The 12,885-nt window shown below is 54.0% G+C and carries 8 protein-coding genes, 2 rRNA genes and 1 pseudogene; 6 read left to right on the plus strand and 5 right to left on the minus strand.

Going from position 1 to position 12,885, the window contains the following annotated elements; genetic code table 11:
• Positions 1-350: 350 nt before the first annotated feature.
• The 3 genes from OKX01_RS01200 (at position 351) to OKX01_RS01210 (ending at position 5,416) form a co-directional block, all read left to right on the plus strand.
• Positions 351-3,235: ribosomal RNA gene (locus OKX01_RS01200) — 23S ribosomal RNA — on the plus strand.
• A gap of 180 nt (positions 3,236-3,415) precedes the next feature.
• Positions 3,416-3,528, plus strand: a 5S ribosomal RNA gene (gene rrf, locus OKX01_RS01205).
• 1,117 nt (positions 3,529-4,645) lie between these two features.
• Positions 4,646-5,416: a Crp/Fnr family transcriptional regulator gene (locus tag OKX01_RS01210; RefSeq protein ID WP_094195341.1), complete on the plus strand. Its 771-nt coding sequence runs from the start codon at positions 4,646-4,648 to the stop codon at positions 5,414-5,416.
• Here OKX01_RS01210 and OKX01_RS01215 read toward each other — a convergent pair.
• Together OKX01_RS01215 and OKX01_RS01220 are read right to left on the minus strand one after the other, a co-directional pair.
• Positions 5,355-6,722, minus strand: a complete 1,368-nt coding sequence (locus OKX01_RS01215) for a hypothetical protein (RefSeq protein WP_125277304.1) — start codon at positions 6,720-6,722, stop codon at positions 5,355-5,357. The two genes, OKX01_RS01210 and OKX01_RS01215, sit on opposite strands and share 62 nt — an antisense overlap.
• A 4-nt stretch (positions 6,723-6,726) precedes the next feature.
• A complete protein-coding gene (locus tag OKX01_RS01220) occupies positions 6,727-6,948 on the minus strand; it encodes a DUF2249 domain-containing protein (protein ID WP_094195343.1) in 222 nt (73 codons plus the stop codon).
• A 248-nt stretch (positions 6,949-7,196) separates the two neighbouring features.
• Between OKX01_RS01220 and ubiU the strand changes: the two genes are divergently transcribed.
• Genes ubiU through ubiT form a run of 3 tightly spaced genes read left to right on the plus strand, consistent with a single transcriptional unit; the run spans position 7,197 to position 9,626 of the window.
• Complete coding sequence (ubiU, locus tag OKX01_RS01225; protein WP_108728773.1) at positions 7,197-8,192, plus strand: ubiquinone anaerobic biosynthesis protein UbiU; 996 nt, start codon at positions 7,197-7,199, stop codon at positions 8,190-8,192.
• A gap of 18 nt (positions 8,193-8,210) precedes the next feature.
• The gene (gene ubiV, locus OKX01_RS01230; protein WP_094195344.1) at positions 8,211-9,113 is read left to right on the plus strand and encodes a ubiquinone anaerobic biosynthesis protein UbiV; all 903 of its coding nucleotides are present in this window, start codon (positions 8,211-8,213) and stop codon (positions 9,111-9,113) included.
• A gap of 24 nt (positions 9,114-9,137) precedes the next feature.
• Positions 9,138-9,626, plus strand: a complete 489-nt coding sequence (ubiT, locus tag OKX01_RS01235) for a ubiquinone anaerobic biosynthesis accessory factor UbiT (RefSeq protein WP_230018836.1) — start codon at positions 9,138-9,140, stop codon at positions 9,624-9,626.
• 7 nt (positions 9,627-9,633) lie between these two features.
• Here the strand turns inward: ubiT and OKX01_RS01240 are convergent, their stop codons facing one another.
• From OKX01_RS01240 to OKX01_RS01250, 3 genes and pseudogenes are all read right to left on the minus strand, one after another.
• Positions 9,634-10,383 (minus strand): anaerobic ribonucleoside-triphosphate reductase activating protein, encoded by a 750-nt coding sequence (locus OKX01_RS01240; RefSeq protein ID WP_094195345.1) that lies wholly within the window; start codon positions 10,381-10,383, stop codon positions 9,634-9,636.
• Positions 10,384-10,400: 17 nt separating this feature from the next.
• Positions 10,401-10,583: an anaerobic ribonucleoside-triphosphate reductase gene (gene nrdD / locus OKX01_RS01245; protein WP_094195346.1), complete on the minus strand. Its 183-nt coding sequence runs from the start codon at positions 10,581-10,583 to the stop codon at positions 10,401-10,403.
• 334 nt (positions 10,584-10,917) lie between these two features.
• Positions 10,918-12,645, minus strand: a pseudogene (locus tag OKX01_RS01250) (ribonucleoside triphosphate reductase); the annotation flags it as partial.
• Positions 12,646-12,885: the final 240 nt, after the last annotated feature.

Here is a 12,885-nt window from a genome sequence, read left to right on the forward strand (position 1 = left end):
CAAGGTTCATGACAGAGTATAGGGCACAGGTCAACAACGGTTGGCCTGGCGTTAGATTCAACGAAGAGTGTTCTTTTACAAGAATACTGCTCGTTGGGTTATACAACCCACGAATTGCTCTTTAACAATTAGGAAGAAGCACAACGAAGGTGTGTTGTCTAATAAACGCAAAGCGATTAGTCGCCTTGTGATGACAATACACGGGTTGTGATTGCAACAGAACAAATTATGTTCAACGAAAGTTCTCAAAAATATAGACGTTGTTCAGTCCTCGGATTGAATAACAGCTAAGGATTGATGAACGGCAACAACGTATACTCATATTCCTATAACAGCACCAAGCGTTATAGGATCAAGCGAATAAGTGCATATGATGGATGCCTTGGCGATCACAGGCGATGAAGGACGCGGTAGCCTGCGAAAAGCTACGGGGAGCTGGCAAACAAGCTTTGATCCGTAGATGTCCGAATGGGGAAACCCACCGTAGTAATACGGTATCCCATGCTGAATACATAGGCATGTGGAGGCGAACCGAGTGAACTGAACCATCTCAGTAACTCGAGGAAAAGAAATCAACCGAGATTCCGGAAGTAGTGGCGAGCGAAACCGGACCAGCCTGGATGTTTTAGCGTAGTGAATAGTCGAATGGAATGGAAAGTCCAGCCGTAGCAGGTGATAGCCCTGTAGGCGAAATTCAGTACGTGGAACTAAGCATCGAACAAGTAGGGCGGGACACGTGAAATCCTGTCTGAATATGGGGGGACCATCCTCCAAGGCTAAATACTCGTGATCGACCGATAGTGAACCAGTACCGTGAGGGAAAGGCGAAAAGAACCCCGGAAGGGGAGTGAAATAGATCCTGAAATCGTATGCATACAAACAGTAGGAGCACCTTCGTGGTGTGACTGCGTACCTTTTGTATAATGGGTCAGCGACTTACATTCAGTGGCAAGCTTAACCGAATAGGGGAGGCGTAGCGAAAGCGAGTCCGAATAGGGCGATTCAGTCGCTGGGTGTAGACCCGAAACCAGGCGATCTATCCATGGCCAGGTTGAAGGCACGGTAACACGTGCTGGAGGACCGAACCCACTAATGTTGAAAAATTAGGGGATGAGCTGTGGATCGGAGTGAAAGGCTAAACAAGCCTGGAGATAGCTGGTTCTCTCCGAAAACTATTTAGGTAGTGCCTCGTATATTACTGCCGGGGGTAGAGCACTGTTATGGCTAGGGGGTCACAGCGACTTACCAAACCATGGCAAACTCCGAATACCGGCAAGTACAGTACGGGAGACAGAGCACCGGGTGCTAACGTCCGGACTCAAGAGGGAAACAACCCAGACCGCCAGCTAAGGTCCCTAACTATGGCTAAGTGGGAAACGAAGTGGGAAGGCATAGACAGTCAGGAGGTTGGCTTAGAAGCAGCCATCCTTTAAAGAAAGCGTAATAGCTCACTGATCGAGTCGTCCTGCGCGGAAGATGTAACGGGGCTAAGCCATAGACCGAAGCTGCGGATGTGTACTTTTAGTACACATGGTAGGAGAGCGTTCCGTAAGCCTGTGAAGGTGTTCCGTGAGGAATGCTGGAGGTATCGGAAGTGAGAATGCTGACATGAGTAGCGATAAAGGGGGTGAAAAGCCCCCTCGCCGTAAGTCCAAGGTTTCCTGCGCAACGTTCATCGGCGCAGGGTGAGTCGGCCCCTAAGGCGAGGCAGAGATGCGTAGCTGATGGGAAGCGGGTTAATATTCCCGCACCGTCGTAGAGTGCGATGGGGGGACGGATTGCAGAATGTTATCGGGGTGTTGGATGTCCCCGTTGGCGCATCATAGAAGGCACTTAGGCAAATCCGGGTGCGTAATTCAAGGGTGTGACTGAATAGAGCTTCGGCTCTAAACTAACTGGAAGCAGTTCCAAGAAAAGCCTCTAAGCTTCAGCTCTACGAGACCGTACCGCAAACCGACACAGGTGGACGGGATGAATATTCCAAGGCGCTTGAGAGAACTCAGGAGAAGGAACTCGGCAAATTAATACCGTAACTTCGGGAGAAGGTATGCCTCATTAGTGTGATGTGCCTGCGCACAAAGCATGAAGAGGCCGCAGTGAATCGGTGGCTGCGACTGTTTACTAAAAACACAGCACTCTGCAAACACGAAAGTGGACGTATAGGGTGTGACGCCTGCCCGGTGCCGGAAGGTTAAGTGATGGGGTGCAAGCTCTTGATCGAAGCCCCGGTAAACGGCGGCCGTAACTATAACGGTCCTAAGGTAGCGAAATTCCTTGTCGGGTAAGTTCCGACCTGCACGAATGGCGTAACGATGGCCACACTGTCTCCTCCTGAGACTCAGCGAAGTTGACATGGTTGTGATGATGCAATCTCCCCGCGGCTAGACGGAAAGACCCCATGAACCTTTACTGTAGCTTTGCATTGGATTGTGAACCGGCCTGTGTAGGATAGGTGGGAGACGTTGAAGCGTGGTCGCCAGATCGCGTGGAGTCATCCTTGAAATACCACCCTGGTCTGTTTGCGGTTCTAACCTAGGTCCCTTATCGGGATCGGGGACCGTGCATGGTGGGCAGTTTGACTGGGGCGGTCTCCTCCTAAAGTGTAACGGAGGAGTTCGAAGGTACGCTAGAGACGGTCGGAAATCGTCTTGATAGTGCAATGGCATAAGCGTGCTTGACTGTGAGACTGACAAGTCGAACAGGTACGAAAGTAGGACATAGTGATCCGGTGGTTCTGTATGGAAGGGCCATCGCTCAACGGATAAAAGGTACTCTGGGGATAACAGGCTGATACCGCCCAAGAGTTCATATCGACGGCGGTGTTTGGCACCTCGATGTCGGCTCATCTCATCCTGGGGCTGTAGCCGGTCCCAAGGGTATGGCTGTTCGCCATTTAAAGAGGTACGTGAGCTGGGTTTAAAACGTCGTGAGACAGTTTGGTCCCTATCTGCCGTGGGCGTTGGATATTTGACGGAGCCTGCTCCTAGTACGAGAGGACCGGAGTGGACGTACCACTGGTGTATCGGTTGTCATGCCAATGGCATTGCCGAGTAGCTACGTACGGAAGAGATAACCGCTGAAGGCATCTAAGCGGGAAACTCGTCTGAAGATTAGATATCCCGGAGGCTTGACCTCCCTGTAGGGTCGTCCGAGACCAGGACGTTGATAGGCTGGGTGTGGAAGTGCAGTAATGCATGTAGCTAACCAGTACTAATTGCCCGTGTGGCTTGATCCTATAACCCTTGAGGTTGTAGTGAGTTAAGTTGTTGACCACAGAACGTAATATTGAAGTGCAGCGCAACCCGCGCTCGACACCTTCGTAACCGCTGCTAGCTGATCCGTACTGATCGCTAGCAGTGTGCTTCTTCCAATTGGCTGGGACGTCCCTGTAAAGACGGCCTGGCAACCAGTTACGCTTGACGACCATAGCAAGGTGGTCCCACACCTTCCCATCCCGAACAGGATTGTGAAACGCCTTTGCGCCGATGATAGTGGACGGACGTCTGTGAAAGTAGGTCATCGTCAAGCTCTTATTGCTCAAAACCCCCGCAAGTATCCCTTGCGGGGGTTTTGTTTTTTATGCGCGCCACACGTACACACGGCTGCCCAGCTGTGTTCTGGTGGCATAAGGACCGGATCCCTGCGATCATCTCGTTCGGACGTCCCTTCCTTCCTCCTGGCCCGTTCTGGGCACCTTGTCTGCCTTGTTCTGTACGGCTTACTCGTGTCTGCTTCGGCTTCTGCTTCCCTCGGGTAACTCCCCCGCGTAGCATCCGGTGCTGCTAATACAGGTCGGAGCCTTCAGCCTCACCTTCCTTCCTTCCTTCCTTCCTTCCTTCCTTCCTTCCTTCCTTCTTCTGTACGGCTGTTGTCCGCCCCTTCTTCTCGGCTTGCCTCGGGTAGTTACGTGGATTGGCATCTGGTGAGCCAAGAGAGCCTTTGGTTTGATCGAGCTGATGGCCTATCGGCTGGGGGGACGCTGGATCTTCCCCATTCTTCTTCTACAACACCTCTCCATCCCACCCGTAAAAACTCATTCCGGGCGCTTCTTAACCTACCTTCCTTCCTCTGTTCGCTTACCCGTTGTCGCTTCTATCGTCATGGTGCTTGCCTAACTCTGGCTGCGTGGGGTGTTTGTTGTTGATAGCTCTGCACACCTGCATCGCCATCAGCCCGTTTTGATTACCGATTCCCCTTCCTCATGTTCGGCTGTTACCCGCCGTCGCTTCCATCGTCATGGTGCTTGCCTGACTCTGGCTGCGTGGAGCGTTTGTTGTTGATAGCTTGGCACACCTGCATCATCATCAGCCCGTTTCGGTTACCGATCCTCCTCTGGTCTCGGAGCTGTCAGGCCTGTTAGGTGGATTGCGTTTATTCAGCATTTAAGAAGATGTGGGTAACGCGCTTGTTTCAATCAACTCTGCCATCTCATATTCCTTACCTCTAACATGGTCAAATTTGACCGCTTCTTGCTTGGATCTGTTCTTAAGTCATGTTGAACTAACCGTTCTGACAGCCTTTTACTTTCTCCTGAATGCCTCGATTTATCCGTTTGACGTGTATCAATCAGGCGCCGAGCGAATCTGAACAAGAAGGAAAGGAGTGTGTCAGTCTAGCGATGGTTCTATTGGTCTATGGAAAAGATATGGCGGCTCAAGACACAGCTTCACCGGCAAGCAATGAAGATTTATCAGACACCAAGCTAGCGCAGGGGGAAGGGCCTGGCCGTTGGAAACGCATACAGGCTCAATTGGCTCATCTGCCCATATTCAAGGAGTTGCCCCCAGAGCAGTTGGAGCCTATCGCTAAAGGCACTCAGGAAGTACACGCTTTGCGTGGAACGACTTTATTTCACAGCGGCGACCCTTGTTTGGGCTTTCATATGCTGGTCTATGGTCGGGTGAAACTAGTGTTTGTCTCGTCCACGGGGGCCGAGCGTGTTGTACGTTTGGTAGGCCCAGGTGAGGGATTTGGAGAGGCGTTGATGTTCATGGGGCGCAATTACATTGTGACGGCCCAGACATTGGTGGATTCTCTGTTATTGCATATCAACCGCGACACTCTGATGGAGCAGTTGGGCAAAGGCAGTGACGTTGCTCGTCTGATGCTGGCTGGCTTAAGTGAGCGACTTTACCGTTTGATGGGAGAGCTGGAGGCTTATACCTTGCAAAATGGTGTGCAGCGTTTAGTCAGTTATCTTTTGCAAGAGTGGCCGGGCGAAGAAGGCGTGCCTTTCAAGATAGAGGTAGGCAAGTCTGTGATTGCTTCCCGCCTGAATCTAACCCCGGAGCATTTGTCACGTACTTTGCGTGATTTGATGGACCGGGATCTGATTCGGGTTCAGCGGCGTAATTTTACGATTCTGGACAGTGCGGCTTTGCGGCAATATGGTGCTCTGCCTGATATGCGCGGATAGCATGTAGGCTATTGCGGTAGCGCTGCCAGGCTGTCCAGAGATTCCACGACAAGATCGCAAAGGACAGTAGCAAGGCAGGTGCGGCTATCCACGTGAAAGATTCGATACCCAAGCTTGCACCGGTCCAAAGCGCCAGGCTTAGGCTATGCAAAGCCCAGTGAGCTCGGGCGGTGGATGCGGGGATGTAGTTGGCAGTCTTGGGGATGAAGCGCAAGAGGACGCGTGTGTGCTCGGTATTCTCGGTGTCCAAGCTGACATGCTTTTGTGCCTCGCGCCAAAGCAGAAAGGGCACGATGGTATAGAGCATTCCACATACTACGGAACCTAAGGCTCCCATAATAAGCAACACTCCTATCGCCAGTTCTGTGTTGGAAGCGGCGGGGTTGTGAGTCCAGAAGTTCAGAAGTACAGCAATCAACAGGCTGCTTAAGGAGCTATACCAGAACAAGGTGCTGGCTCCTGCTGTTGGACGCTTGCGTTGCCAGAGCCGCGCCCAAGTGATCACTGCCCATAAACCGTAGCTTAGGAAGATCAGGTAGGTGACCAGATCACGCACAGGAAGCCAGGAGCCAGGCAAAGAGGCCAAGGCCCACTGCGCGATCAGCAACGCGCTGACAACCCAAGGTAGCCAACGCACCAAGGGGGCAGGGTAAAGCTCGGTGATTTGAAAAATGGGCAGCAACTGGAATGACATGGCAAGCAGTAGTAAGCCTGCCCAGGCGGCCAGACCCATCATCATGTGCAGGTTCAGTAGATTGGCGACGGCTTGTTCGCTTGCCAGCGCAACCAGCATGGCCAGTCCGGTCAAGACAGTCAGCAACAGCCCCAGCAACGCCAGTCGGATAGGGGCGACGATCTCTTTGGCTCCGCGAAAGACGTCGCGCCGAGAGTGCCACAAGGCCAGCATGACCGTCAGCAGATAGCCTCCCAGAGCAAGAGCCAGGCAAATGCCCGCCAGCGTGTATGTCCAGCTTTGCCAGCTAAGGAAGCCCGTCATCAGGAGCAGTGTGCCGACGCTGAGCAAGCTCCAGAAAACCAGAGCCCGACCGCTTGATACCTGAATACGCACATTACAGGCCACCGCCAAAATATGCGTCAAAGAGGCAAACATGGCGCTGCCCACGATCCCCAAGGTCCAGGCGTGGGTCAAGGCTAAGGTAGCCGGGTGCCAGCGGGAGTTGAACAATTCCGGTCCGCTATAGAGCGCCAGCAAGGCAGCCAGCAGTCCAAAAAAAGGGACGTTCGCAAACAGGGGCAAGGTCAGGGACAAAGAGGGCGATTGATCCAGCGATAAAGCGCGTTGCATAGATTTAGTTCCTGCGGATGATGAGCCGAAAGCCGTTTTCTTGGTGTGTGCCTTGATACTTGAAGCCACTGCGCCGCAGAATTTCATATAAAGGGAAGGGCTCTCTATCCAGCCACATGAGCAAAGCCTGGGTGGGGGCCAGTTCGGCCAGGGCTTCCAGGCAATGCTCCATGGGCTCGGGTGCGGGCAGGCCGCGAGTATCCAGTGTGATCTCAGTCTGTGTCATCAAAACTCCAGCACGAAAGGCTTGAAAAGCATTGTGGACTATTCTGACCGCCGATGGCGCAGGCAAAGTGGGACTTGTTTGCCGAGGGTCAGGAGGTGGGAAGAATTTGATATGCGTTAAGGCCCCTTCATTTCAGAGCAGGCATAGTGGTGGTCTTGTCGAGCCAGGATTCGCCCTGGCCAGATTGCTGATCGGGGAATGTCATGAATACTGCGTCCACGGCTTTAGCCGCGTCCGATAACCCGCAGATGGAATTGGTTTGTCCTGCAGGCAGCCTGCCTGCCTTGAAAGCGGCGATTGATAACGGCGCCGATAGTGTTTACTTGGGGTTTCGGGATGCCACCAATGCCCGGAACTTCGCCGGGCTTAATTTTGATGCGCAGGCGATTGCACAAGGGATCGATTACGCACATCAGCGCGGCCGCAAGGTTTTGCTGGCTCTTAATACCTATCCGCAACCCAATGCCTGGCAGCAGTGGCGCGACGCGGTGGACCGGGCTGCCCAGGCTCAGGTCGATGCAGTCATCATGGCAGACCCTGGTTTGATGGCGTATGCCAGCCAGACACATCCTAATTTGCGCTTGCACTTGTCGGTGCAAGGCTCAGCCACCAACCCGGAAGCCATCAAGTATTACCACCAGAACTTTGGTATTCAGCGTGTGGTCTTGCCGCGTGTCTTGTCCATGGCCCAAGTGGAACAGGTCTGTGAGCAGGTCCCTGTTCAGGTTGAAGTTTTTGGTTTTGGCAGCTTGTGCGTGATGGTGGAGGGCCGTTGTGCCTTGTCCTCCTATGCCACCGGTGAATCGCCCAATACGCATGGAGTCTGTTCTCCTGCCGGGCATGTGCGTTGGGAACAAACTGATCAGGGCCTGGAATCACGTTTGAATGGTGTGTTGATCGACCGGTATCAGGATGGCGAGAACGCGGCTTACCCTACTTTATGCAAAGGGCGCTTTGATGTGGCGGGCGAAAACTATTACGCCCTGGAAGAGCCCACCAGTCTGAATACCTTGTCCTTGTTGCCACAGTTGCTGGCGGCGGGTGTTAGCGCAATCAAGATTGAAGGCCGACAGCGCAGCCCGGCTTATGTGGCTCAAGTTACCCAGGTTTGGCGTCAAGCCATTGACTCGGCCAAATCCACGCCAGCCCGTTATTCCGTTCATCCAGCCTGGATGGGGGCTTTGAACAAATTGGCCGAAGGGCAGCAACATACGCTGGGTGCCTATTCTCGGCCCTGGAAGTAGAGCATGGGAGGCTCAAACATGAAATTATCTTTAGGCCCCTTGCAGTACTACTGGTCCCGTGTTGCCACCATGCAGTTTTATGAGTCGGCCTGCGATTGGCCAGTAGAGGTGGTGTATCTGGGCGAAACCGTATGTTCACGCCGTCACGAGCTACGACTGGATGATTGGCTGGATATTGCCCAGATGCTGGCCCAGGCCGGCAAAGTGCCGGTTCTGTCCAGCCAGGTTCTGCTGGAGTCCGGGCGGGACGTGAATACGCTACGCAAGGTCACCGAGCAGGCCGATTATCTGGTCGAAGCCAATGATATGGGGGCAGTACGTTTGATGCAGGGCCGGGACTTTGTCGCCGGCCCTTTTTTGAATGTTTATAACGGGCCGGTGCTGGATTTGATTGCCTCTCAAGGCGCTGTGCGCTGGGTGATGCCCTTGGAAATGGGGCGTGCGGGATTGGCACAACTGCAGCAAGACAGGCCTGCTGGTTTGGAAACCGAAGTCTTCGCCTTCGGGCGTTTACCTCTGGCTTTTTCGGCTCGTTGCTTTGCCGCACGTAACCGCAACTTGCCTAAGGATAATTGTCAGTACGTGTGCATGGACTATCCCGATGGCCTGTTGCTGGAAACCCGTGAAGGGCAGGGGTTTTTGACGATCAACGGTATTCAGACTCAATCTGCCTGGGTGTACACCTTGCTGGAGCAGATACAGGATTTGCGCGACTTGGGTGTGGACATGCTGCGCTTGAGCCCGCAGTCTCAACATATGGATGCGGTGGTGCATTTGTTTAAGGATGTCGTGCAAGGACGTATCCAAGCGGCGGATGCCCACGAGGACATGCTGCCTTTACTGCCCGCTAAAGCCTGCAACGGTTTCTGGCATGGTCGTCCCGGTCTTGAATGGGTGGCGCCGGTGTCCGAGCGTTTTTAAGGGAAGGATGCAAGAGTGAATGAAATGACGACTCCTCGTTTGCCCGCTGTGGTGGCTGGTGTTTTAAGCCGCTTGCCCCCTTGGCCCGGCTCCCGCTTGTTTTGTACGGGTTTGAACGTGCTGATGCGTCCGCACTTGCCTGCTGATATTGCGGAGCGACTGGAAGGCCGGGCTTTACGCATACAAGTGGCGGATGCTGGTTTGGCGTTTGACTACACCTGGCGTCAGGGCGCTTTTTACCCTTTGTCTGCGTGCGCGCAGAGTCCGGACCTGATTCTGAAAGCAGATCTTTGGGCGTTTTATCAGCTTTTACAGCGGCAGGAAGATCCGGATACCTTGTTCTTCAATCGACGTTTATCGATTGAAGGTGATACGGAGCTGGGCCTGATGGTGAAAAACACCCTGGACGCCTTGGACCCCGACATTCTGCATCCGCGTGCGGTGATTAAGCAGGGGAAAGCGGCTTTACAGGATGTGCTGCGCCGCCCGATTCGTACGCCTGCCTCTTCATAACTCTCTCTTAAGAGCGCCGCACTTCAAAATGCGGAAACAGCTTCTGCAGGTTTTGCAAGACCTCTGTTCCTGGGTAGGCCTGCGAGGCCTGCCCAGTTTCATTCAGGAAATCATCATTACAGCCTTGCTTGCGGAAAATCTGTACGGCATAGCGCTGTACGCCCAAATCATGCAAGTGTTGCCCCAAAGCCAGTACCGATACTGGACTATGCAGCTGGGGGTGAATGGTGCTGCGGCATTCAAACAGGACATCCTCGTTTAGCAGCAACTGCAAGCTGCGTAGCGGCGCCGCCGCACTATTACTGCGTTGCGTGATGGCGTCGTAGTGTTGAAACTCGGCTTTGATATCCAGACCTATCCAGTCTACCCACGGCAGGACTTCCAGCAACCTGGCTGGATGTGTGCCTGCTGTGTGTAAACCGATTTTGAAACCTAGTCTACGCACTGCGCGTATGGCGGAACCCAGGGCTGGGTCCAGTGTGGGTTCGCCACCGCTAAAGACCACAGCATCCAGCAGGCCGACGCGACGATTCAGAAAATCCAGCAAGGCGTTCCAATCAATAGCACTGTTTGGCCTGCGGTCTTGCAGGTGAGGGTTATGGCAGTAGCCACAGCGCCAGGGACAGCCTTGCACAAAGATGACAGCGGCTAACTGGCCGGGGTAATCCGTAGCCGAGAAAGGGGTACAGCCGCCCACTTTCAATGCCTCTTTGCGAGCAGGTTTGGCCGGGTAAAGATGGCGCGTGGCGTAAGTCATGTCACTTAACCAGATTTCTACAGATTGGGGCCAGTGCTGCTTACAGAGGCGCTGGCTTCGGTGAAGTAGCGGCGCTCATGAAATTCGCCTTGCTTGCCAATATTGAAGGATGACATGGGGCGGTGATAGCCCATGACGCGAGTCCAGATTTCGCAGGGCTGGCGTTCGCAATCTTCAAGAGTGATGGTGTCGGTGTTCATGAGTAACTCCCTGGATAAAAAGGGCCGTCACGCTAAGCGGATGTGACTAGCCGAGGTGTGTGCCAAGAGGCGGGTTGTGTAGATACATGCTGAGGAAAGTGAAGAATTTGGCTTTCGCTGAGCTAAGAGGGTTGGGTTTAGCTGGTCTTGGCAAAAAGGATCTGTTCGAAGAGATCGGATTTAATGGATTCGGTGTCGGTGTCGGTGTCGGTGTCGGTGTCGGTGTCGGTGTCGGTGTCGGTGTCGGTGTCGGTGTCGGTGTCGGTGTCGGTGTTGCTGCCTGCGACCGCATTGAGGTTTCCGCGCCCGCGTCGTTTTGAGCGTCAGTTTCGACCCTGGCCTGAGCTATCTTGTTAGCCAGCAATTCGCTGTCGCAATGCGGGCAAAACTCATGTTTTCCAGACAGATAGCCATGTTTAGGGCAGATGGAAAAAGTAGGTGTGACGGTGATGTAGGGTAAGGAAAAGCGGTTCAAGGCTCGTTGCACCAGATTACGGCAGGCATCGGTGCTGGACAGGGCCTCGGTCATGTACAGGTGCAGCACGGTGCCGCCGGTGTATTTGCCTTGCAACTCGTCTTGTCGTTCCAATGCCTCGAAGGGGTCTTCGGTAAAGCCTACCGGCAACTGTGAGGAGTTGGTGTAGTAGGGCATGTGCTCGGTGCCTGCTTGCAGAATGTCGGGCCAGCGGGCGCGGTCCTCTTTGGCAAAGCGGTAGGTGGTGCCCTCGGCAGGGGTGGCTTCCAGGTTGTACAGGTGGCCGGTACTTTCCTGAAATTCCACCATGCGCGCCCGAATGTGATCCAGCAAACGCAGGGCAAAGCGGTGTCCCCACGGCGTGCAAAGATTCTGCTTGTCCTGGGTAAAGTTGCGGATCATCTCGTTAATGCCGTTCACTCCCAGTGTGGAGAAGTGATTACGCAAGGTGCCCAGATAGCGGCGTGTGTAGGGAAACAGCCCTTGGTCCATATGCTGCTGAATCACGGTACGCTTGATTTCCAGGCTGTCGCGGCCCATTTCCAGCAGTTCATCCAAGCGGGCAAACAGGCCTGCTTCATCACCTGGATACTGATACCCCAGGCGGGCGCAGTTCAGGGTGACCACTCCCAGGGAGCCGGTCTGCTCGGCAGAGCCAAACAAACCATTGCCGCGTTTGAGTAGTTCACGCAGATCCAGTTGCAGGCGGCAGCACATGGAGCGGATCATATTGGGTTCCAGTTCAGAGTTAATGAAGTTCTGGAAGTAGGGCAGGCCATATTTGGCCGTCATGGCAAACAGGCGCTCGGCATTGGGGCTGTGCCAGTCAAAATCCCGGGTGATGTTGTAGGTGGGGATCGGGAAGGTGAAGGCACGGCCACGGGCATCGCCCTCGCTCATGACTTCGATATAGGCCTGGTTGATCATGTCCATTTCGGCTTGCAGATCCCCGTAGCAAAACGGCATTTCTACGCCACCGATTTGCGGCACTTGCTCGCGCAGGTCGTCCGGACATACCCAGTCAAAGGTCAGATTGGTAAAGGGCGTCTGCGTACCCCAGCGTGAGGGTACGTTCAGGTTGTAGATCAGCTCCTGCATGCATTGGCGCACCTGCTTGTAGTTCAGGTCGTCCTTGCGGATGAAGGGTGCCATATAGGTATCAAAGGAGCTGAAAGCCTGGGCGCCAGCCCATTCGTTTTGCAGGGTGCCCAGAAAATTGACGACCTGGCCAACTGCACTGCTTAGATGCTGCGGTGGGCCGGATTCGATTTTTCCGGGTACGCCATTGAGCCCTTCATTCAGGAAAGTGCGCAAGGACCAGCCGGCGCAGTAGCCCGAGAGCATGTCCAGATCGTGGATATGCAGGTCGGCCTGACGGTGTGCCTGGCCGATGGCTTCGGGGTACACATGGCTGAGCCAGTAGTTGGCAATCATCTTGCCCGAGCTGTTCAGAATCAGTCCGCCCAGCGAGTAACCCTGGTTGGCATTGGCCTGGACGCGCCAGTCCTGGCGGTCCAGATATTCAGTAATGGAGCGGATGATATCCAGCTGAGCAACTGGACGCGATGCGGTTTCCTGGGTAGCCATATTTTTCGCCAAAAACTATATATAGTGATTTTTAGGATTTACGACACTATATATGGTGGTTTTTGGTGGGGCCAGACGATTTTCGCCTAGGCTTGATCTAGGTTAATTCTGTGCTTGAAGTGACAAGAGCAGCGATCTTGTCGGAAGGAGGTTGCAGGACGCGGCTTACCCGTATCGTTCTGATGTGGAGGGTGTGTGACGGCGAGAGGGCCGGGCTCTCAAGCGCAAAGAGGTGGCTAT

It is taken from the genome of Alcaligenes sp. SMD-FA, from assembly GCF_025960365.1.
Taxonomy (GTDB): Bacteria; Pseudomonadota; Gammaproteobacteria; order Burkholderiales; family Burkholderiaceae_B; genus Alcaligenes; species Alcaligenes aquatilis.

Coding starts and splice junctions, on each gene's coding strand:
- OKX01_RS01210 (WP_094195341.1), top strand. CDS start 4,646: ATGGCGGCTCAAGACACAGCTTCACCGGCAAGCAATGAAGATTTATCA.
- OKX01_RS01215 (WP_125277304.1), bottom strand. CDS start 6,722: ATGCAACGCGCTTTATCGCTGGATCAATCGCCCTCTTTGTCCCTGACC.
- OKX01_RS01220 (WP_094195343.1), bottom strand. CDS start 6,948: ATGACACAGACTGAGATCACACTGGATACTCGCGGCCTGCCCGCACCC.
- ubiU (WP_108728773.1), top strand. CDS start 7,197: ATGGAATTGGTTTGTCCTGCAGGCAGCCTGCCTGCCTTGAAAGCGGCG.
- ubiV (WP_094195344.1), top strand. CDS start 8,211: ATGAAATTATCTTTAGGCCCCTTGCAGTACTACTGGTCCCGTGTTGCC.
- ubiT (WP_230018836.1), top strand. CDS start 9,138: ATGACGACTCCTCGTTTGCCCGCTGTGGTGGCTGGTGTTTTAAGCCGC.
- OKX01_RS01240 (WP_094195345.1), bottom strand. CDS start 10,383: ATGACTTACGCCACGCGCCATCTTTACCCGGCCAAACCTGCTCGCAAA.
- nrdD (WP_094195346.1), bottom strand. CDS start 10,583: ATGAACACCGACACCATCACTCTTGAAGATTGCGAACGCCAGCCCTGC.